Annotated in this window: 18 protein-coding genes; 9 read left to right on the top strand and 9 right to left on the bottom strand. The window is 64.2% G+C overall.

What is annotated here, in order from left to right:
• Positions 1-105: 105 nt before the first annotated feature.
• Together ACTIFK_RS00955 and ACTIFK_RS00950 are read left to right on the top strand one after the other, a co-directional pair.
• On the top strand, positions 106-798 hold the full coding sequence (locus tag ACTIFK_RS00955; RefSeq protein ID WP_439541164.1) for a DUF2147 domain-containing protein: 693 nt from the start codon (positions 106-108) through the stop codon (positions 796-798).
• A 262-nt stretch (positions 799-1,060) separates the two neighbouring features.
• Complete coding sequence (locus ACTIFK_RS00950; RefSeq protein WP_439541163.1) at positions 1,061-1,462, top strand: MAPEG family protein; 402 nt, start codon at positions 1,061-1,063, stop codon at positions 1,460-1,462.
• Between the two features lie 319 nt (positions 1,463-1,781).
• Here ACTIFK_RS00950 and ubiB read toward each other — a convergent pair whose 3' ends face one another.
• Positions 1,782-3,380, bottom strand: coding sequence for a 2-polyprenylphenol 6-hydroxylase (ubiB, locus tag ACTIFK_RS00945; protein WP_439541162.1), 1,599 nt, complete (start codon positions 3,378-3,380; stop codon positions 1,782-1,784).
• A 419-nt stretch (positions 3,381-3,799) separates the two neighbouring features.
• Between ubiB and dnaE the strand changes: the two genes are divergently transcribed.
• From dnaE to ACTIFK_RS00925, 4 genes are all read left to right on the top strand, one after another.
• A complete protein-coding gene (dnaE, locus tag ACTIFK_RS00940; RefSeq protein WP_439541161.1) occupies positions 3,800-7,438 on the top strand; it encodes a DNA polymerase III subunit alpha in 3,639 nt (1,212 codons plus the stop codon).
• 60 nt (positions 7,439-7,498) lie between these two features.
• Positions 7,499-8,230, top strand: coding sequence for a hypothetical protein (locus ACTIFK_RS00935; RefSeq protein ID WP_439541160.1), 732 nt, complete (start codon positions 7,499-7,501; stop codon positions 8,228-8,230).
• Between the two features lie 272 nt (positions 8,231-8,502).
• On the top strand, positions 8,503-9,159 hold the full coding sequence (locus tag ACTIFK_RS00930; RefSeq protein ID WP_439541159.1) for a rhomboid family intramembrane serine protease: 657 nt from the start codon (positions 8,503-8,505) through the stop codon (positions 9,157-9,159).
• 174 nt (positions 9,160-9,333) lie between these two features.
• On the top strand, positions 9,334-9,741 hold the full coding sequence (locus tag ACTIFK_RS00925; RefSeq protein ID WP_439541158.1) for a hypothetical protein: 408 nt from the start codon (positions 9,334-9,336) through the stop codon (positions 9,739-9,741).
• An 82-nt stretch (positions 9,742-9,823) separates the two neighbouring features.
• On the opposite strand, the gene ACTIFK_RS00920 is transcribed toward ACTIFK_RS00925, so the two are convergent.
• The 5 genes from ACTIFK_RS00920 to rplU all read right to left on the bottom strand — a co-directional run bounded on the left by ACTIFK_RS00920 (position 9,824) and on the right by rplU (position 14,348).
• Positions 9,824-11,686, bottom strand: coding sequence for a L,D-transpeptidase family protein (locus ACTIFK_RS00920; protein ID WP_439541157.1), 1,863 nt, complete (start codon positions 11,684-11,686; stop codon positions 9,824-9,826).
• 349 nt (positions 11,687-12,035) lie between these two features.
• Complete coding sequence (obgE, locus tag ACTIFK_RS00915; protein WP_439541156.1) at positions 12,036-13,079, bottom strand: GTPase ObgE; 1,044 nt, start codon at positions 13,077-13,079, stop codon at positions 12,036-12,038.
• Positions 13,076-13,609: a GNAT family N-acetyltransferase gene (locus ACTIFK_RS00910; protein ID WP_439541155.1), complete on the bottom strand. Its 534-nt coding sequence runs from the start codon at positions 13,607-13,609 to the stop codon at positions 13,076-13,078. The genes obgE and ACTIFK_RS00910 overlap by 4 nt, the downstream gene beginning before the upstream one ends.
• A 102-nt stretch (positions 13,610-13,711) precedes the next feature.
• A complete protein-coding gene (gene rpmA, locus ACTIFK_RS00905) occupies positions 13,712-13,984 on the bottom strand; it encodes a 50S ribosomal protein L27 (protein WP_291149629.1) in 273 nt (90 codons plus the stop codon).
• A 52-nt stretch (positions 13,985-14,036) separates the two neighbouring features.
• Positions 14,037-14,348: a 50S ribosomal protein L21 gene (rplU, locus tag ACTIFK_RS00900; RefSeq protein WP_439541154.1), complete on the bottom strand. Its 312-nt coding sequence runs from the start codon at positions 14,346-14,348 to the stop codon at positions 14,037-14,039.
• Positions 14,349-14,691: 343 nt separating this feature from the next.
• On the opposite strand from rplU, the gene ACTIFK_RS00895 reads away from it, so the two are divergent.
• From ACTIFK_RS00895 to ACTIFK_RS00885, 3 genes are all read left to right on the top strand, one after another.
• The gene (locus ACTIFK_RS00895; protein WP_439541153.1) at positions 14,692-14,943 is read left to right on the top strand and encodes a type II toxin-antitoxin system ParD family antitoxin; all 252 of its coding nucleotides are present in this window, start codon (positions 14,692-14,694) and stop codon (positions 14,941-14,943) included.
• Positions 14,944-14,978: 35 nt separating this feature from the next.
• Positions 14,979-15,224: a type II toxin-antitoxin system RelE/ParE family toxin gene (locus ACTIFK_RS00890; protein WP_439541152.1), complete on the top strand. Its 246-nt coding sequence runs from the start codon at positions 14,979-14,981 to the stop codon at positions 15,222-15,224.
• A gap of 219 nt (positions 15,225-15,443) precedes the next feature.
• Complete coding sequence (locus ACTIFK_RS00885; RefSeq protein WP_439541151.1) at positions 15,444-17,204, top strand: right-handed parallel beta-helix repeat-containing protein; 1,761 nt, start codon at positions 15,444-15,446, stop codon at positions 17,202-17,204.
• Between the two features lie 127 nt (positions 17,205-17,331).
• On the opposite strand, the gene ACTIFK_RS00880 is transcribed toward ACTIFK_RS00885, so the two are convergent.
• The 3 genes from ACTIFK_RS00880 to ACTIFK_RS00870 all read right to left on the bottom strand — a co-directional run bounded on the left by ACTIFK_RS00880 (position 17,332) and on the right by ACTIFK_RS00870 (position 21,467).
• The gene (locus ACTIFK_RS00880) at positions 17,332-17,616 is read right to left on the bottom strand and encodes a hypothetical protein (protein WP_439541150.1); all 285 of its coding nucleotides are present in this window, start codon (positions 17,614-17,616) and stop codon (positions 17,332-17,334) included.
• A 169-nt stretch (positions 17,617-17,785) separates the two neighbouring features.
• Positions 17,786-19,408: an ABC-F family ATP-binding cassette domain-containing protein gene (locus ACTIFK_RS00875; RefSeq protein ID WP_439541149.1), complete on the bottom strand. Its 1,623-nt coding sequence runs from the start codon at positions 19,406-19,408 to the stop codon at positions 17,786-17,788.
• A gap of 88 nt (positions 19,409-19,496) precedes the next feature.
• Positions 19,497-21,467, bottom strand: a complete 1,971-nt coding sequence (locus tag ACTIFK_RS00870; RefSeq protein ID WP_439541148.1) for a hypothetical protein — start codon at positions 21,465-21,467, stop codon at positions 19,497-19,499.
• Positions 21,468-21,493: the final 26 nt, after the last annotated feature.

The raw sequence follows: 21,493 nt of genomic DNA, 5'->3' as shown, positions 1-21,493 counted from the left end.
CCCCGCGGCATGAGCAAGTATGCCGCCGAGCCCGAACACGGGCGAGCCGCCGAGGACATCGAGTCCCGTGCGGTCGTGGAAACCGAGACAACTATGGAGGCAGCTATGCCGATCGAGAGACTCGCTCTTCGTTCCGCCGCACTCGCGGCTACGCTCTTCGCATCCGTCCCCGCATTCGCCGCCGACCCGCTGGGCGTCTGGATGAACGACACCGGCCGCGGCGCCATCGAGATCAAGGACTGCGGCGGCAAGCTTTGCGGCCATGTCGTCTGGGTCAAGGACACCTCTGACGTCAACGGCTGCGGCCGCGAGATCATTCATGACGCCATCTCGACGGGCGGCGGAGTTTGGGGCGGCGACGACGCCTGGATCTACAGCCCTGAGAAAAAGAAGAAGTACAACGTCGAGATCACCCCGCTGTCCGACGGCACTTTGAAGGTCAAGGGCTATGCCGGCATCAGCTTCCTGTCCAAGACGATGATCTGGACGAAGGCGCCTGCAAACCTCGAGCGCTGCGGTGAGCAGCAGGCCACGGCGACCCCGGCGGCTCCGAAGACCGATGCAGCAGCCCCGCCCGCGACCGCGGAGAAGGGCGCAACCGAAACGACACCGGCACCCGCGCCGTCCGCAAAAGCGCCCGCCGACGCACCGGATGTTGCCGAGAATGACGGCGAGAAGGGCGGTCTCGACGCTGGCGACTTCAGCGACGTCTTCACGATGAAGGACGGCAAGTGCAAGCTCGACACGCCATGGGTCAAGCTCGACATCGATTGCAAGAAGGACAAGGGCAAGGAATAGGCGTCCGCCCGTCCCGAATAGCGAATAGAATGATTTGGCGGCGGTCCACGGGATCGCCGCCTTTTCTTTTTGCGGCGCGATCCCCAGACACAGCCGAGACGGAACGGATCGCGCTGGCGCTTGTTTTGGCTTCTCAGAGTGCTTCGGGAAAGGTGGGAACCGGTCATGGCGAAGCCATGCCAGCAACGGTGTGGCGAAGCCGTGCCAGTAACGGTGTCTGACAAGAAGCACGACAAACCAAAGACCAGAGGGACAGCAAGAGATGACACCGGAACTGACGATCCTCGCGTGGACGCTTGTTCTCGCGATTGTGCAGATCCTCTTGCCGGCAACGCTGCGCAATCGGGAAACCGGATTGGACTACAACGCCAGCGCGCGCGATACGCCGTCGCCCGCCCCGGTCGGCAAGGTCACGGGCCGCCTCATGCGTGCGCAGGAGAACTTGTTCGAGACCCTGCCGCTGTTCGCCGCTGCCGTGCTGATCGCGCACGTCGCGGGCCGCAACGGCGATCTCACGTTGTGGGGCGCGGCCCTCTATCTCGCGGCGCGCGTCGTCTATGTGCCGCTGTACGCCGCCGGCATTCCGGTGATCCGGTCGCTGGCCTGGACGGCCGGAATGGTGGGGCTGATCATGATCCTGGTCGCGATCCTCGCGCCAACTTAAAACCAGATCCTCGCGCCAATTTAAAACGAGATCCTCGCGCCAATTTGAAGTCGCGATCCTCGCGCCGGTCTGGGGGCGTTCCGATAGAGTTTGTCCAGCGCCCCCTCACACTCACCCTAACCCTCTCCCCAAGCGGAGAGGGAACCGCAGGTCGATCGGAGAGGGAAAGAACATCCTCTTCGCCTCTCCCGTCATGGCGAAGCCATGCTCCGCATGGACGGGGAGAGGCCGGACGTGATGTAAATCACGTCCGGGTGAGCACGGCCTATATCTTAGGCACTCCAATGACGGACCTTCGCACCAATCCGAGTGGAAGCGCTCAGAACAGCCCGGCAGACTGCGCGGCCAGCACGGCGAGGCTGAGCGCCCCGATCCACGTCGCGGCATGCCAGAAGCGGTTGCGCCGGCTCGAGGCCTTCGCCAAGCTCTCGACGGTGGCCGGATCGAGCCGCAGCCCGTTCCGCGCCATCTCCGAAAGTCCGGCCGAGGCACGTTCGGCCTCGGCGAGCATCGCCGGCACCTCGGCGAGAACCCGCGCCAGCGTCGTCGCGCCTTCACCGGCTTTCTTCACGGCCCCGCGCGCGCCGTAGTTCGCCTGCACCCATTCGGCCGCCACCGGCTCGGACGCGCTCCACAGATTGAGCGACGGATCGAGCCCGCGCGCCACGCCTTCCACGATCACCATGCTTTTTTGCAGGAGGATCAGCTCGGGCCGCGTTTCCATGTCGAACACGTCAGTGTAGGCGAACAGCTGGCCGAGCAGATCGGCCATCGAGATCTCGTCCGCCGTCCGTCCGTGGATCGGCTCGCCGACGGCGCGGAGCGCCTGCGCGAACACCTCGACCGGATGATGCGGCGGCACGTAGCCGGCCCAGAAATGCACTTCGGCGGCGCGCCGGTAATCGCGCGTGATGAGGCCGTACAGGATCTCCGCCAGGAAGCGGCGCTCCTTGTGCCCGAGCCGTCCCATGATTCCGAAGTCGACGGCGACGACATTCCCGGCCGTGTCGACGAACAGGTTGCCCTGATGCATGTCGGCGTGGAAGAAGCCGTCCCGCATCGCATGCGTGAGGAAACTTGTGAGCACGGTGAGGCCGAGCGCCTTGAGATCGTGCCCGTCCGCGCGCAGCCGCGCGTGGTCGGAGATCGGCACGCCGTCGATCCAGTCCGTCGTCAGCACGCGCTTGGCCGTGCGCGTCCAGTCGACGCCGGGCACGCGGAAGCGCTCATCGGGCTGGAGGTTTTCGGCCATCTCGGAGATCGCCGCGCCTTCGAGCCGGAGGTCCATTTCGAGCTCGGTCGTGCGGGCGAGGTTCTCGACCACGGCCACGGGCTTGAGGCGGCGCACCGGCTCGCTGACACGCTCGATCAGGCGCGCCGCGAAGAAATAGCTGTCGAGGTCGCGCTTGAACCGCTTCTCGACGCCGGGCCGCAGGATCTTGACGGCCACGGTGCGGCGCTGCCCGTCCTTGCCGATCGTGACGGCCTTGTGCACCTGGGCGATGGAGGCGGCCGCGACGGGCGGTCCGAACTCCGCGAAATGATCCTCGAGCTTGCCGCCGAGTGCGTCTTCCACCGCGCGGCGCGCTTCCGCCATGCTGAACGGCGGCAGGCGGTCCTGCAGATGGCCGAGGTCGCCGGCCAGCTCGGGTCCGATCACATCGCCGCGCGTGGCCAGAAACTGGCCGAGCTTGATGTAGGAGGGCCCAAGCGTCGCCAGCGCGTTCGAGATCCGCCGCTCTTTGGGCTTACCGGCGTTGAAAGGCGCAGCCAGCAGCGTGATCGGCAGCGTCGCCAGCCGCGCCAGGCGCAACGGCAGCGGAACGGGCTGGCCCGCAGGGATAAAGCGCACGCCGTGCTGGGCCAGAACGATGCCCGCGCGCGACAGCCGCCAGATGTTGGTGAGTGCGTTCGCCATGCTGGCCAAGCGGTACTTGCCCCGCTTCGCTCTGGCAAGCCGCGTTCGCCAGTACGGTTGCCTATATATCGACTGTGGATCACGGGGATCATACAACTCACGCGGGGAGGCGGGCGCCCGGGCCGCCGAAGCGCCCCTCCGAATCGGGTTAGACCGGTTGACACGATGTGAAATTTCACACCGCACCGCGATCGCGCCCCCTCACCCGGAAGCGATCTGCGATCGCTCCCGACCTCTCCCCAGGGGGAGAGGTGAAAGAACGCGCTCGATTGGGAGATGCGAAATGGGACATTCGCCCTCACTGCTCCCAAAGGGCTGAGTTGTGACGCGAGAGCGGGGAAGCCGCAGTTCCCTCTCCCCTTGGGGAGAGGGTTAGGGTGAGGGGGCTCGGGGCGGGCACGACGACAGTTAGGACAGAAATGACAGCGCAGCCGGACCTACCAAAATACATCCACCTCAAGACCCATTCGGCCTATTCGCTGCTCGAGGGCGCGCTGCCGATCGCCAAGATCGCCAAGCTGGCCGAAGCAGCCGGCATGCCCGCGATCGGCCTGACCGACACCAGCAATCTGTTCGGCGCGCTTGAGTTTTCCGAAAAGCTCGCGGGCTCGGGCATCCAGCCCATCGTCGGCGCCACGTACGAGATCGACTTCCGCGACGCGGTCGCGCCAGCCAACGCCCTCATGAGACCGGGCCAGAACGAGCCGGCCGTGCGCCTTGCCGGGCCCGTCGCGCTGATGGCCTCCAATCCGGACGGCTACGCCAACCTGATCAAGCTCGCGAGCCAGGCCTTCCTGTTGCCCGACCCGACCGAGCCGACGCACATCAAGATCGAAGCCCTCGAAGCCCATCGCGAAGGCCTGATCGTGCTCACCGGCGGTCCGCTCGGTCCCATCGGCCGTGCGCTGACTGACGGCCAGCTCGACCTCGCCCGCGAGCGGCTGACGCGCCTCGCCCGCATCTTCAACGGCCAGCTCTACGTCGAGCTGCAGCGGCACGGCCTCAAATCGGAAGAGGAGATCGAGCCGCAGCTGATCGCGCTCGCCTATGAACTTGGCATCCCGCTCGTCGCCACCAACGAGGTCTACTTCGCGAGCCCCGACGACTACGAGGCCCACGACGCGCTGCTCTGCATCTCCGAAGGCCGCATGGTGACGGAGGACGAGCGCCGCCGCGTCTCGCGCGAGCACTACTTCAAGAGCGCCGAGGATATGGCGGCTGTCTTTGCCGATCTCCCCGAAGCGCTCGAAAGCACCATCGAGATTGCGCAGCGCTGCGCCTATCGCCCGCTGCCGCGCAAGCCCATCCTGCCCCGCTTCGTCGCCGCCGAGCACGCGCCGAACGGGGACCAGTCGGCCGCCGAGGAATTGGAGCTCAAGCGCCAGGCCGAGGAGGGCCTGCGCAAGCGCCTCGCCGTGCAGGGCACCGCCGAAGGCTTCTCCGCCGAGGACTACGCCAAGCGGCTCGCCTTCGAGCTGGACGTCATCGCCGGCATGAAGTTCCCCGGCTACTTCCTGATCGTTGCCGACTTCATCAAATGGGCCAAGGCGCACGGCATCCCCGTCGGCCCCGGCCGCGGCTCCGGTGCGGGCTCGGTCGTCGCCTGGTCGCTTACCATCACCGACCTCGACCCGCTGCAGTTCGGCCTGCTGTTCGAGCGCTTCCTCAATCCCGAACGCGTCTCGATGCCGGACTTCGACATCGACTTCTGCCAGGATCGCCGCGACGAGGTGATCCGCTACGTCCAGGAGAAATACGGCGCCGACCGCGTCGCGCAGATCATCACCCACGGCAAGCTGCAGGCGCGCGCCGTTTTGCGCGACGTCGGCCGCGTGCTGCAGATGCCGTACGGTCAGGTCGACAGGCTCTGCAAGCTCGTGCCGAACAATCCGGCCAGCCCGGTGACGCTGCCCGAGGCGATCGAGAGCGAGCCGAAGCTGCAGGAAGAACGCGACTCCGATCCGATGGTCGCGCGCCTGCTCGAGGTCGCCCAGAAGCTTGAAGGCCTCTACCGCCACGCCTCGACGCACGCCGCTGGCTTGGTGATCGGCGACCGGCCGCTCGACGAACTCGTGCCCCTCTATCGCGACCCGAAGTCGAACATGCCCGTCACCCAGTTCAACTGGAAGATGGTTGAAGCGGCGGGCCTCGTGAAGTTCGACTTCCTCGGCCTGAAGACGCTCACCGTGCTCACCAAGGCGGTCGAGTTGGTGAAGCGTGGTCGCGGCATCGAGATCGACCTTCTGGCGCTGCCCCTCGACGACAAGCGCTCCTACGAGCTTCTCGCCAAGGGCGACACGGTTGGTATTTTCCAGTTCGAGTCGACGGGTATGCGCGAAAGTTTGAAGCGCCTGAAGCCCGATCGCTTCGACGACATCATCGCCATGGGCGCGCTGTATCGCCCCGGCCCCATGGACAACATTCCGACCTACATCAATCGCAAGCACGGCGAGGAGCCTGTCGACTGCCTGCATCCGCTGCTTGAAGGCACTCTGCGCGAGACCCACGGCGTCATCATCTACCAGGAACAGGTGATGCAGATCGCCCAGGTGATGGCGGGCTACTCGCTCGGCGACGCCGACCTCTTGCGCCGCGCCATGGGCAAGAAAGACAAGAACGAGATGGCGAAGCAGCAGGCGCTGTTCGTTGAAGGCGCGATGAAGAACGGCGTCAAGAAGGACGACGCGGTCTACATCTTCGAGCTGGTCGACAAGTTCGCAGGCTACGGCTTCAACAAATCTCACGCCGCCGCATACGCGCTCGTGAGCTATCACACGGCCTACATGAAGGCGAACTTCCGCGAGGAGTTCCTGGCCGCCTCCATGACGCTCGACGCCGGCAATACCGACAAGCTCGCGATGTTCGCGGCCGAGGCGAAGAAGAGCGGTATCCGCGTGCTGCCGCCGTGCGTCAACGCCTCCGCCGTCGAGTTTCTCGCCGAGCCTCCCGCCTCCGCACGAAGCAATCCCTCCCCCCTTGTGGGGGAGGTTAGGAGGGGGGAAACCCAGAACGGCAGCAGAGGGGATTCCCCCCACCCCGGCCCTCCCCACAAGGCGGAGGGAGAAGAGCGCGGCGCGATCCGCTACGCGCTTGCCGCGTTGAAGAACATCGGCGCGTCCGCCGTCGAAACCATTGTCGAAAGCCGCAATGACAAGGGACCGTACACCTCGCTCGCGGACTTCGCCTCGCGCGTCAACACCAAGGCGGTGAACAAGCGCGCGCTCGAAACGCTCGCCGCATCTGGCGCCTTCGACATGTTCGAAAAAAGCCGGGCCCTCGTCCACGGCAACGTCGAACAGATCATGGCGGAAGCCGGCAAAAAAGCAGATGAGGAGCACACCGGGCAGGGAAGCTTGCTTGGCGGCATGGAAACGAGCGCTGCGCCCGTCGTCCTGAAGCTCAAGCCTGCCGAGGCCTGGACGCCGATGGAAAAGCTCCAGAAGGAATTCGAGGCCGTCGGCTTCTTCCTCTCAGGTCATCCTCTCGATCAATACGAGCGCGCGCTCGCCAAGCTGGGCGTCCATCGCTACGTCGATTTCGAAGCCGCAAGCGCGCGTGGCGTTACTGCGGGCCGCCTCGCGGGCATCGTCATCGCGGCGCGCGAGCGGCGTTCGCAGAAGGGCAACAAGTTCGCCTTCGCGATGTTTTCCGACACGAGCGGCCAGTTCGAAGCCGTCATCTTCTCCGAGACGCTCGCCAACTCGCGCCAGCTTCTGGAATCCGGGAAGGCCGTGCTGCTGTCCGTCGAAGGCGAGCGTGATGGCGACGCGTTGAAGATGCGCGTGCAGGATGTCAAATCGCTCGACGATGCGATGGAGCAGCTTCCGCGCACCGTTACGGCCGTAATCGACGGCGACACCATGATAAAAAATCCAGCCATCATCGATCAACTCAAGTCTCTGCTGCGCCCAGGCAAGGCCGAGTTGAAATTTGAGCTGCAATTGGAGGGATATCAGCAGCCGATCCCGATATCACCGAAGGGACGATATGACCTCTCCGCAAGGACGATCGGCCGCATGACGACCGTACCCGGCGTCATATCTGTGCTCGAAATTTGACCGATAAGGCCTCATCTGCAACACCGGAACTATTACGGTGCATAATGCGTTGTGAGGGCCATGCTGCATATAGTGAGCGACGCCGACCTGAGGGAACGTCCGGTCGGTGACGAGTCTACAGCGTTCCTGCGTATTGAAGGCGACCCCGGCTCGGCCACGATCGTTTTTTTGCCGTGGTGCATGCCGTATCGCCTCGCGATGGCGCGGCGCATCGTTCCAGAAAATTATCTCGCCTGTTATGAGATGCCGCGCGCGATCGTGAGCTCCGAGCCGGAGCTTTGCATCCAGGCTCTGCACGCTGTCGTGGACGATGCGACGCGAAGCTTCGAGCGCTCGCGTCTGACGCCGGATCAACTTCTCGTAGTGGGCCTCAGCATCGGCAACGCCGCCGCGACGATGTTCGCCAACCGCATCGGCGCGCGCCTGTGCTCCGTCGCCTCCGCCGATCGCGGCGATCTGACGTTGTGGGAAAGCCCGGCCTCGCGCCACGTCAAAGCGCACGCCGAGGAGAAGGGGTACCGCGTCTGCGATTTCACGCGCGCGCTCGACGGACATCACACCATCGATCACCTCGACAACCTCGCTCCCGGCAGCCGGTTCGTGATCGGACTGCAGGACGAGCTGCTCCCCGAGGCCAGGCGCGAGGGGCTGGTTGCCGCCGTGAAGAAACGCGTTCCGGCCGCGGAGATCATCAGGATCGACTCGACCCACTTCGGCACCATGCGTGAAACCATCCGCCGCGGCCTTTGCGAGCCAACCGAATTTCGCCGCGCACGCGCCTGCCGCGCCTAACATCTGTGCAAAACGCGCCGGGCTCCTGATACGCCCAGCGAGGCGCCGAGCGGAATGTAGTCCGGTTTCAACAGCATACGCGTGCCCCCATCCAAACGGATGGCCGGTCGGCCTTGTGCCGTTGGGGACGCACGCGTCTTGCAAACTCACCCGCTCTCTTAATTCGCAAAGTGAATCGTGATTCACTAGCTTTCGGCGCGAGATATACTCAGACGGGATATACTCAGGGTTGCACGCTGCCGCCGCTATCTGCTGATTTGCGAGGAGCGATCATGTTTCCCATTGGTGATGACAACAGCGCACGACGCGGCACGCCAATCGTCACCTTCGCTCTCATCGCCATCAACATCGGCGTCTTTTTGCTCGAGCTTCAGCGGGGAGACGCCTTCATCACGGAATGGGCGTTCATTCCGGCGCGCTTCTCGAATGACCCGTCGGCCGACACGCTCACTCTCATCTCCGCCATGTTCATGCACGGTGGATGGATGCATCTCGGCGGCAACATGCTCTACCTCTGGATCTTCGGCGACAACGTCGAAGACAGGTTCGGCTCCGTCCGCTTCCTGCTGTTCTATCTTGCATCCGGGCTCGCGGCGACTTTCGCGCAGTATGCCGTGAACCCGGCTTCGGCCATTCCGAATGTCGGCGCCTCGGGCGCCATCGCGGGCGTCCTCGGCGCCTATCTGCTCATGTTCCCCAAGGCCCGAGTCAACGTTCTGCTCGGCAGGCAGGTGGTCGCCATGCCCGCGTTCATCGTGCTCGGTTTTTGGGTCGCGCTGCAGCTCGTCAGCGGCGTCGGATCGATCGCCAACACGGCGCAAACGGAACAAGGCGGGGTGGCCTACATGGCCCACGTTGGCGGCTTCATCGCCGGGCTGTTCCTGGGTGTCGCGATGGGCGGCCTGCGCAAGCCGACCGACATGGCCTGACACGTCAGTGCACAAGTTGCCCGGATCACGCCGGATAAAATACTTGTGATAGTGCAAATGTTCACTTAGCCTTTCGGGAAAAATAAGAACACGCGGACGTGAGGGACGGACTCGTTCGGTTGGGCGCGCGCGATGACGTGTGTGGCTGTCCGTCTCGAATCCTTGGAGGTCCTAATGCCCGAAGGCGACGGTTCTGCTGGTTTTTCCTTGAAGAAGGTGGCGCTCGCCGCAGTCATTGGCGCGGTGGGTTTGGCTCACGGCGCATCGGCCGCTAGCGATCAGGCCGAAACGGTTCGCGGATATTTCTGCGACGCGAAGGCCGATCAGATCGCATTTCTGAACTATAAGGCCCGCGGCGAGAATGAGATCATGGCCGCAAACGCCGTAAACAAGCAGATCGCCAAGGCGTCGTGTGCGCCCTATCTCCCGGCGCAAGCAATCCCCGGCGATGAGCAGACCGTGATGAAAGACGGTTTGGTTTATAAGCTTCAGAGCTTCACATTCTTGCCCGAGAAGGTCGAGAGGTGGAGCGGCACCGTGCTTGGCTCACTGCAAACGACGGCGCGCGACCAGGACATCTGACGCGTTCAGGCTTCGACCAAATCAAAAGCCCGGCCGTGCGATGCGCGGCCGGGCTTTTCAATTCGCACGGGCAGAGTGAGGCCTAGTAGACCGCGGACTTCGAACCGTTGCTCCGCTGCTTGACCCGCTTGTTGGCCTTGCTCGACGACGACGACGAAGACGACGAGCCACAGAAGAAGAAGCAGCCGCTGTTGCTGCTGTTGTCCTCGACCACCTGCACAGCTGCAGGCCGCGGCGTCGGCTTCGAGATCTTGGCGACGACTTCCGGCATCTGGACCACGAAGTCGGTACCGGCGTAACGCGTCTCGCTGCGGGCCATGTCATAGCTCGAAACGATCAGCGTCGAGCCGGGCTTCACGACTTCGGCGATGAGGTCGCTGACTTCCTTCGGGAACTTGATGCGGTCGAGCGTGCGCTTGGCCTTCTCTGCGTCGGAGGCAAGCGGTGCGGCAACCTCCTGCGGCGCAGCTTGGCGCTTCTTGCGGCTCAAGCCACCGTCGACGTCGAGGCTGCTCATGCGGGTGGAATATTCGTTTACTTCCGTCGCAGTCCACTTGAGGTCGGTCTTGCTCCCGTCCTGCCAGTCGAGCGCCGTGAACACGAACGTGTCGAGCGGCATGCTCGGGTTCTCGATCGTGGCTTGCGCCTCGATGACGCGCTCGAAGCCCTGGCGGATGTGCACCATGCCGGTCGCCGAGCTGACGAAGACCGAGACGGGGTACGAACGGTTGGCTTCGCGGCGGTCGAACGCGTCGACGGCCTTCCTGGCGACCGTTTCGGCGTTGGCCGTGTTCTTCACCTCGGCCTTCGCCGCTTTCAGGGCGTCCTGCGCGGCATCGGCGGCGGCGTCAGCCGCCTTCGCTGCCTTGGCGGCAGTGTCGGCGGTTTCCGCAGCGCGATTGGCTTCCTCCGTCTGCGGGGCGATGCGTCCGCGCTCCGCGGCTTCCTGGGCCTGAAGATCCGCAAGACGGTCGGCGCGGATCTTGGACGTATTGGTCGGGATGCTGGCCACGATCCGCTTCAGCTTGCGTTCCTGCGCCTTCAGAGCGTCCTTGGCCTTGTCGGCCTCGCGCGCAGCGTTGTTGGCTACGGAGCGGGCGTCCTTGGCGGCGGCGCGCGCTTCGGCGAGCGCCTTGCCGGCCGCTTTCTCGGCGTCGATGGCGGCGGTGCGGGTTTCGGCGGCGTGCGGGATCGCGTCGACGAGGCGCTGGCGCTCGGCGCGGCGGGCTTCAGCCGCGGTTTCGATCGTCCGATCGGCCGGGCCGGTCGCCGCATGCGCGGAAGCGGAGCCGAGCAGGGCGTCGGCAACCTTGAGCGCGGTCACGCCGGCGCCGTCAGCGCGCCGTTCCGGAGCCGGGCTCTCTGAAACGGAAGGAAGGGCCGAGAACAGCGCGGCGTGCTCGAAGGCGACAGGCGACTGCACATCGGGTGCGATCACCACGCGCTGGTTGATATCCGTGACATTGAAGAAGCGGCGCGCGAAATCGAACGGCAGGCGCACGCAACCGCCGGAGGCGGCATAGCCGGGAATGACGCCGCCGTGCAGCGCGATGCCGGTCATCGTCAGGCGCTGCATGTGGGGCATCTTCGCGCCGAGATAGATGTTCGACTCGTGGAATTCTTTCTTCTCGATGATGCTGTAGATGCCCTTCGGCGTCTCGTGCCCAGGCTTGCCGGTGGAGACGCGCGTCTGGGTCACCATGCCGTTCGCGTCATAGATGAACATGCGCTGCTGATTGAGCGACACGAGCAGCGTCAGCGGCCCCTCAGTGCTGATCGGCGCAGGTTTCGCTGCGGCGGCGCGCTGCTTGGACTTGCTGCGCTGTTGTTCCTGCGCTGCGGCTTGCGGTGCGGAAAACTGTGCGATGGCGGCAATTGCCAGCGAGGCGTACGCAACGCGCGAAAACGCCTTTCCAAAGTGATTGGAAGAAATATGAGAAAGCACGAAGGTCCCCCTGAAGGCTCGAAAACCGTACTCGGGGCAACCCTTTAAGTGCCCTCTGCAACAGTTAATTAGTGGATCATGACGAGTTCGACTTCAATAGGTTACATGGCAGGAGTTATCGAATTATCTCCGCTTGTTCCGGAATTTTCGCATCCATGCGCATTGTATCCTCGACTGTCACGGGGTGCGCATCATGTGGTGCCGTAACGCGAGGCAACGGCTCCCCTCGGCGCACCGGCGGGTTGCGATTTTCAATAAATGGGATCGAGGGCGCAGCGCCGCAAACCCGGTTCCGTTCGTAAGGGCGAACCCCTACTCCGCGGGCACTTGCGAGCTCAGGAAAAAATCCCTAAGGCCGCCAGGGCTTCTGCTCGTCGGCGTTGTTGGCGGCCTGCTCGCTCGTCACGGCGCGCGTGATTTCCCGCGTCAGTGCGAACAGTGCCTCTTTGACGCCGGCGCCTGATACGGCCGAGAGCGCGATGGGCTTCTTTCGCGCAGCCTTCTGCAACTCGGCCAGGCGCACTTCCAGCGTCTCGGCGTCGAGCGAGTCGATTTTCGACAGCGCCACGATCTCTTTCTTCTTGCCGAGGTCCAGGGCGTACGCCTTGAGCTCGCGGCGGACGGTGCGATAGGCCTCGCCCACGTCCTCTTGCGTCGCATCGACGAGATGCAGCAGAACCTGCGTGCGCTCCACATGGCCGAGAAAGCGCGTGCCGAGCCCCGCGCCCTCATGTGCGCCTTCGATCAGGCCCGGAATGTCGGCCAGCACGAAATCGCGATCGCCCGCGCGCACGACACCGAGGTTCGGATGCAGCGTGGTGAAGGGATAGTCCGCGATCTTCGGCTTTGCCGCCGAGACGGTTGCGAGAAACGTCGATTTGCCTGCGTTGGGAAGTCCCACGAGACCGGCATCCGCAATCAGCTTCAGGCGCAGCCAGATCGTCAATTCGTCGCCCGGCCGGCCGGGATTGGCATGGCGCGGCGCCTGGTTGGTCGCGCTCTTGAAATGGGCGTTGCCGAAGCCGCCGTTGCCGCCGTGCGCGGCGACAAAGCTTTGCCCCACCTCGGTCATTTCGGCGAGCACCGTCTCCTGGTCCTCAGCGAGCACCACCGTGCCGGGCGGAACTTTGACGATGAAGTCCTCTCCGTTGGCACCAGCCCTGTTCTTGCCTGCGCCGTCTATGCCGCGCTGCGCCTTGAAATGCTGCTGATAGCGGTAGTCGATCAGCGTGTTGAGATTGTCGACGCACTGGACGATCACGTCGCCGCCGTTGCCGCCGTCGCCGCCGTCGGGACCGCCGAATTCGATGAACTTCTCACGCCGGAAGCCGATGCATCCGTTACCGCCGTCACCGGCCTTGATGTAGATCTTGGCGAGGTCGAGAAACTTCATGCCGAGCGCCTCCAGAAGACGGCCGTCATCGGTCGGCTGAGCTGATAAGTCCGAGCGGAAAATTCGGCATGACGCGCATCGCACCATGCCGTGGTTTGCCCGGCTGCCGTGAAGCCGAGCTTGCTGATCACCCGCGCCGACGCGGGGTTGTCGTCGAAATGGCAGCAGGTGAGCCGCTTGAAGCCCGCCCGCGTAAAACAATGACGCACTAGCGCGGAAGCGGCCTCCGTCGCGAAGCCCTGGCCCCACCACGGCTTGCCGATCCAGTACCCGATCTCGGCCGAACGGTCGGTCCCGGCCACGTAGCCGACTGCTCCGATGAGCGCGCCCTGAAACTCGATCACGCGCACGAATTCGTCGTCGCCCAGCGTGTCCATCCACTCGCGCGCGAGCGCCGCCGAATACGGGTACGGAATGCGGGCCGTCATGCGCGCCACATCCCAGTCGCCGGCGAGCCGGGCAAGCTCCGGCGCATCGCTGTCGCGCAGAGCGCGCAGCTTGAGGCGTCGGGTTGTGATCGGCTTCGTCATTGAGGTCCAAAGCTTGAGGATGGTCAGCTTACGTTGGCCGCGAGAAAGAAAAAGGGGGGATGGCGCCCATCCCCCCTCGTCAATTGGAAGAGTAAGGCTGGCCTACTCGGCCGCCGTGAGCTTCTCGGGAAGAACCGAGATATAGATGCGGCCGTTGCGCTTGGCCTCGAACTTCACCTTGCCCTCTTCGACGGCGAAGATGGTGTGATCGGTGCCGATGCCGACGCCCGTGCCCGGATGCCACTGCGTGCCACGCTGGCGGCAGAGGATGTTGCCCGGAATGACGTGCTCGCCGCCGTAGCGCTTGATGCCGAGGCGCTTCGAATGCGAGTCGCGGCCGTTCTTGGTTGAACCGCCGGCTTTCTTTTGTGCCATGACGTGAAGTTCCTTCTATTTCGGAGCAGCGAATGACGCGCTCACAGATGCCTTAGGCAGAGATGGCGGTGATACGGATCTTCGAGAGATCCTGGCGGTGACCGCGCTTGCGGCGCGAGTTCTTGCGGCGGCGCTTCTTGAAGGCGATGAGCTTCGGGCCGCGGGTCTGCTCGACCAGCTCAGCCGTGACTTTTGCACCCGTTGGAAGGGCCGAGCCGACCTTAATGTCGGCGCCGCTGCCCATCAGCAGCACTTCGGTGAATTCGATCTTCTTCCCGTCTTCGACGGTGAGCCGCTCGACAATGATCACGTCGTCTTTAGCGACGCGATACTGCTTGCCGCCCGTCTTGATGACAGCGTACATGGATGCCTCTTTTCCGCGCATTTTTAGCGCTTTAGGTCTCTCCGCGCCCTGTGGCGGTGCGAAATTAATCGCACACTTTCAATGGGTTGCCAAAATCCGCAACCTGAGCCTCGGACAGCGCTCTTAACGCCACGAACCCTAGGGCCCGCCACGCTGGCGTTCTTATGCTGGAGATCCCGTTCGAAGTCAATCTGTTGGCCCAAAGCGCCGCGGTGGCTGGCGGCGGTGGCATCGGCTTCAGGCGGATCAGCGTCGCGCCACTCTAGTCGATGGTTCGACGAGCCAATCTGTTTGAGAGCTACCAATATATATTATATATTGGTACATATTGGGAGGTGCCAAGATGAGCAAGAATACGTCCATCGCCCTCGGCGAGCATTTCAATCAGTTCATCGCCGCGCAGGTCTCACGCGGTCGCTACGGCTCGGCCAGCGAAGTCGTGCGGGCGGGCCTGCGGCTCCTGGAGGACCGGGAGGTTCAACTGAAGTCGCTGCGTGACGCCCTGATCGAAGGTGAAGAGAGCGGGTCAGCGGAACCGTTCGACAATCAGGCGTTCCTCGCCGACGTGCACACACGCCATGCCGACAAGAGGTAAGGAATACAAGCTTAGGCCAAAGGCGCGTACCGACCTTGAAAGGGTTTTATACCGCCGAGCACTGGTCGCCAGCCCAGGCCGACATCTACCATTCCAAGATCGTCGATGTGATTGCGGCGCTGGCAAACGGCAAGCTGAAAGGCCGCTCCGCCGAGCATGTCCGTACCGGCTATCTCAAATACGCCGCTGGATCGCATTTCGTGTTTTTCAAAGAGGTCGCCTACGGCATCGATTTCACGCGTATCCTGCATCAGCAGATGGATGTCGAGCAGCATTTGTAGGCATGACGAGCCGGGCAGGCCCGCACCGCGTCCCGGCTTTTGGTCATGGCGTAGAGCGTGCACATGTTCTGACGTGACCCGCTGGCGCCTGGGTCTGGCCAGCCACCCAGCCTCCCCGCGGGACCGCTCGAAGGTGGAACGGCCGTCAGCCAGCCGACGTTGTCCGGGTAGCCCTTTCCCTCTAAAACGTCAGCCGTAAGTCGAACCGACAGGATGATCATGAGCCGTCTCCGTGCCCTGGGCCTCGTCGCTGCCGCCGCGCTCCTGATCCCGCTGGCGGCTCCCCCATCTGGCCCCGGCATGGTCGCCTTCGCCCAGCAGGACGACGTTCCCGCCAAGGAGGCCTTCGACGCCGCCAAGGAGCTCGGCACGATCGAGGGCTGGAACGCGTTTCTCGAAAGCTACCCGGAAGGCTTCCTATCCAATCTCGCGCGCGCCTACGTGAAGAAGCTCAAGGAAGGCGGCCCGGACACCACACGAGACACCGCACCAGAACCCGCGCCCACCGTCGCTCAGCCCAAGGCAAAAGCGAAGCCCGCGGCTCCCGCATCTGAAGAGGCTTCCGCCGCATCCAACGAAGCGGTCAGCGCGCCCGCGGCACTGCCGGGCAAACCCGCCGTCGCGCGCGGCGCCAAATACATGGGCTTCGCCGAGCAGTTCAACCGCTACTACACCGACCCCGCGTGGAAGCCCTCGAAGACCGTATTCGTGAGCCCGGACGGACGTGGCGACGGCGCGAGCCCGGAAGCGCCGGCGGCTGCGAAAGACGCCGTGCTGGGCGCGACGCCGGGCACAAAGATCCACTTCCTGCGCGGCAAATACGACGCCTGCTTCAACTTCACCAAGGAGACCGGCGGCACCTACGACGAGCCCGTCGTGCTCTATGCCGAGCGCAATACGGACAAGTCCATCGGCGTCTCGATGTTATGCTGCAAGAGCGGCCGCGCGAGCTGTTTCAACTTCGAGGCCGCCGACTACATCGCCGTCGATGGATTCCACATGACCGGCGGAAAGTACGGCGTGCGCGTGGTCGGCGAAGGCTACGACGCCAGCCAGCACTCGCGCGGTATCGCCATCCTCCGTTCGACCGGCAACGATCAGGACCGCGATCCCTTCTTCTCCGGCCAGTCGGACTGGAACGTGTGGGAGGCCAACCTCGGCTTCGGCGCCAAAAAGGATGACGGGCACGGGATCTACATCTCCAACGGCAGCGATTGGAACATCGTCCGTTTCAACGAGACCTACGGCAACCTGTCGAGCGATTTCCAGATCAACGCCGACCCCGCCTCCACCTGCGCCGACGAAGGCATTCCCTTCGATGATCCCCGCTGCGACGCCTATGCCGGCGAGGGAGAGGGCGGGCGCGGCGCCAGCGACTACTTCCTGGTCGAAGGCAATTACTTCCACGATGGCGCGTCGTCCGGGCCGAATTTCACCAGTGTCCGGCGCAGTGTCGTCCGCAACAACGTCTTCGGCCCGCAGGTGCGCCACAACGTGAGCTTCTGGCAAGAGACCGACAATCCGAAGCTCGGATCGAGCGACAACAAGGTGCTGCACAACCTGTTCATCACCACCGGCAAGCACGGCGTCCAGTTCACAGCCAACTCCACTCGCAATCTGTTCGCCAACAACGTTCTGCTGGGCGTGACGGTCGACGGAGGCGCGGTCGCGGCCAATCCGTCCGCTCTGCTGATGGAGGTCGATGGCACCGCCAGCGACAACGTCTACCGCGGCAATCTCTATGTCTCCGGCAGGCTCGAAGGACGCGAGCCCGGCAACGACGAGATTTCGCGCGACGACTTTTCCGCGAGCTGGTTCGCCAAGTTCCCGACAGTCGTCGGCGGAAGCCCGAACGACTTCACGCCGACCGCCGACTCGCCCGCCCTGGGCGCGGGCAAGCTTCTTGCGGACTCGCCCGCCGACCGCAACGGCACCGCACGCGCCGGCGACGTCGATCTCGGCCCTATCGAGGTGAAGTGATCGAGGTGAAATAAGTCCGCCGCGCGCTCCAGCGGCCGGATTGCCAAAAAGAAATGGCCCGCTGTGCGGGCCAAGTTTGGTGGAGACGCGGTGAAAAGACGTGTCGAGCAGCCTGAAAATCGCACGCCTAATTGTGCGTAGCAGACTTGCCGGCACTACCCGCCTCTCCGGTCGATGAGCCAGATGAAGCATTGTCCGATATCACCTTCGGCCAGTGAGCCGGGCCTTCAACAACGGGCTTGCCTTGGAACGTGCCGTTTTCACCCGGTTCGCGGTTCTGGCCCGGGGTTTTGAGCATCTCGCTCTGCGACATGGCCTCAGTGCTTTTCATCTTTGCCGCGTCGCTCTTCGCCAACGCAGGCGCGGAGACAAGGGCTGCCGAAAGAGCGAGCCCCAATGCGAGCTTATTCATGACGTGGTACTCCGAGTTGTGTTCGCGCATGACGCGCGCGCATCGGAAACGTGGCTCCTGTGAGGGTCGTTCCCGAGGCCCCGCTTACTTCGCCGTAAGCATCGCCTCCCGGCGTAAGTATTGCGCGCCGGGATGGGCAGTCATGCGTGGAAGGCTTCTGCGCAGGTGCTCAGCTCTGAAGGCCCGGAGCCTCGTAGCCCGTGCGCTCGACGTATTCCGTGTAGCCGCCGCCATACGTGTGGACGCCGTCCGGGGTCAGCTCCAGCACGCGATTGGAGAGCGCGGCGAGAAAATGCCGGTCATGCGAAACGAACAGCATGGAGCCTTCGTATTCGGAGAGCGCCGTGATCAGCATTTCCTTCGTCGCCATGTCGAGATGGTTCGTCGGCTCGTCCAGTACCAGGAAATTCGGCGGATCGTAGAGCATCTTCGCCATCACGAGCCGCGCCTTCTCGCCGCCCGAGAGCACGCGGCATTTCTTTTCGACGTCGTCGCCCGAGAACCCGAAGCAGCCCGCGAGCGACTTCAGCGATCCATGGCCCGCCTGCGGATGGGCATACTCCAGCGTTTCGAACACCGTGCGGTCCCCGTCCAGCAGGTCCATTGCGTGCTGAGCGAAGTAACCCATCTTCACGCTGCCGCCGACGTTGACCGTGCCGGCATCCGGCGCCGTCGATCCGGCGATCAGCTTCAACAGCGTGGACTTGCCCGCGCCGTTCACGCCCATCACGCACCACCGCTCCTTTCGCCGCACATGGAAATCGAGCCCGTCGTAGATGCGCTTGCTGCCGTAGCCTTTGTGCACGGCCTTGATGCTCACGACGTCCTCGCCGGAGCGCGGCGGTGCGGGAAAGTCGAACATGATCGTCTGGCGGCGCTTCGGCGGCTCAACCCGGTCGATCTTGGCGAGTTGCTTGACGCGGCTCTGCACCTGCGCCGCATGCGACGCGCGCGCCTTGAAGCGCTCGATGAAGCGGATCTCCTTCGCCAGCATCGCCTGCTGACGATCGAACTGAGCCTGTTGCTGTTTCTCCGCGAGCGCGCGCTGCTGCTCGTAGAAGTCGTGATTGCCGGAATACGTGGTGAGCGATCCGCCGTCGATCTCGACGATCTTGGTCACGATGCGGTTCATGAACTCGCGATCGTGCGAGGTCATGAGCAGCAGACCTTCGTAGCTTTTGAGGAAGTGCTCGAGCCAGATCAGGCTTTCGAGGTCGAGATGGTTGCTCGGTTCGTCGAGCAGCATCGCGTCCGGGCGCATCAGCAGCACGCGCGCCAGCGCGACGCGCATCTTCCAGCCGCCCGAAAGCGCGCCGACATCTCCGTCCATCATCTCCTGGCTGAACGAGAGCCCGGCCAGCACCTCGCGCGCGCGGCCGTCGAGCGCGTATCCGTCCAGCTCTTCGAAGCGCGCCTGCACCTCTCCATAACGCGCGACGATCTCGTCCATCTCGTCCGCCCGGTCCGGATCGGCCATGGCCGTTTCCAGCTCCTTGAGCTCGGCCGCGACCGTGCTCACAGGCCCCGCGCCGTCCATCACCTCCGCGACGGCGCTGCGGCCCGACATCTCGCCGACATCCTGGCTGAAATAGCCGATCGTAATGCCGCGATCGGTGGACACTTGCCCTTCGTCCGGCTGCTCCCGGCCGATGATCATGCGGAAAAGGGTGGTCTTGCCGGCGCCGTTCGGGCCGACCAAGCCGATCTTCTCGCCCCTGTGAAGCGCGGCAGACGCTTCGATGAAGACGATCTGATGGCCGTTCTGCTTGCCGATATTGTCGAGACGGATCATATGCGCGCGGGTCCTGAAGACAATTCAGGCGCCCTTATGCCATACGTCTCGCCCTACGAAAGAGGCGTTTGCAACTCTGAGCTTGGACTTATCCGCGCGGTGGGCGGCGGCGCTCGGTGAACCAGGCGCGATACTCGGTCATCTTGGTCCGCTGCGTGCCGGAAGCGCGCCGTTTGCAGGTGAGCGCTTCCTCGGCCGTGTCGGGCGCGCCCCACCGGGCTTCGACGCAGTCGTTGACGTTGTAGGCCATTTCGAGCGCACCGGTCCGGTCGATGACGTCCTTGAGCGTCAGCGTCCAGGGCGTGCCATCGGTCCGGGTATAGGAAAACTTGCGCGATCCAAGTTCGCTCGCGAGCACGTTGTCCAGCTCGAGCTTGACGTCCGCCGCGGTTTTCCCCGTCGGCATCGCATAACGTTCCGGGCGGCGCGCGACGCGTTCCGGGAAGCCGCGCACCACATCGATGGCGATCAACAGGCGCAGGTCGCGCGATGGCGTTGCGAAGTCCTCCCAGGCCCCCGTGGTCTCGAAGATCGACGCGCCGTCGGGCATCGCCACCTCTGCGCCTCCACCGGTCTGGTACTTCCGCCCGTTCTCGACCGATGTGACGCGCGCCTTCACCTGCTCTTCGAGCGCGGTGATGACTTCCTTCATGGCGCGCATCGGATCGAGCGGCGCGGGCGACATCACGTCTTCCATGCGGTCGTAGAAGTCTTCGACCGAGAGTTGCGTCTGGTCGAGCGAGAAGTCGCCGTACTCGGGGTTCTTGCCGATTTCGGCGTTGGTCAAGCGGCGCTGGGACCCCTTCTCGCGCACGACCGGCCGGAACCGCTTGAAGCCGGGACTTCCGAGCGCCGGGTCCTGCGCGAACAGGAAGTTGCCGCGCCAAAAGCGCTTGCGCGCCACGGTGCCGTCGGGCTGGCCGTCGACGGCGAGAAACACGCCGGCCGCGTCATCCGTCTGCGCCACGCGCTTGGTCAACACCAGGACGTGCCCATAGGGGTCGGCATAGATCGCGCCGGGCCGGAGCGTCTCCTGCTTGAGGGAGACGGGGTAGTAATCGGTGCTGTTGTCGGCAGCGAGCGTTCGCCCGGATCCGGAATGGACCCCGTTGGCGACCGTCGTGCGGAGATAGTAGCCAAAGCCCGGCACCAGCCCTTGCGGCTTCGGAGGCAGCTTGACGAGGGGCGCCGCCGCCTCGGGCGCACCCCCGAACATTCCGAAGAAGTCGCCGTCAGCCGCGATCTTCTGGCCCGGCGGCGGAGCGGGCGGTGGCTCCTCTTTCTCGATGTTCCACCATTGCGCACACCGGGGCGGCTGGCCGGCCCCGCCGCGCGTGCACTTCGCGTAGCCGAACGGAAGCCCCATCTTGAAGGAGAAATAGGCGCGCAGGAAATACGGGAGATCGGCGCAATCGGGCCGGATGATCAAGCCCTTCTCGTCTTCGCCGAGGCCGAGGTGATTGAACAGCACGTTGCGCGAGCGATCGCGCAGAACCTCGTGCAGGGCGGGCCATGACGGCGCCTCGTCGAGCGGCGCGTCGAACAGCTTTTCGATCCACGCCGAATAAAGGTTTTCCGTCCCGCGGCTCCACGCATCGCGGACCGGCCAAATGCTTTTGTCGCTGCCGCGCGGCCGGGCCGGGGCCTTGGCCTGCACGCCGATGTCTCGCGTGATGGTGCTGCATTCGGTGGTCGCGCCGTCGCGCTTGAGAACGGCTTTCCAGGCACCGGCGACGGGCGCCGCCACCTCGGCAAACCAGAAATAGGGCGGCCCGCCGTGCCGGTCGCGCGAAGTCGTCGCCACCTTGCCATCCGGTGCGACGAGCGAAAGCTCGCCCGCGAGCGCCTGCTCGGACGTGAACACGACGCGCAGCGGCGCGCCTTTCCAGGGCGAAATGGGCGAAGCGAGAACGGCGAGGTCACCGGGCTCCTTGCACGCGGCTGCGGGATGTTTGTCCTGCGCCTGCGCAACGCCCGCAAGGCAAACACCGCCGAGGCAAACGCTCACGATCAGCGACGAGACCGCTGCGGGCCGAGCAAATGGGCGTGCATGAAACAATCGAGCCCCCCGGGTCTCTTTCGCCT

The sequence above is a fragment of the Hyphomicrobium sp. genome (assembly GCF_051860585.1).
Classification (GTDB): Bacteria; Pseudomonadota; Alphaproteobacteria; order Rhizobiales; family Hyphomicrobiaceae; genus Hyphomicrobium_C.
The sequence above is the reverse complement of the archived record's forward strand: the minus strand, read 5'-3'. Positions and strand labels throughout refer to the sequence as shown.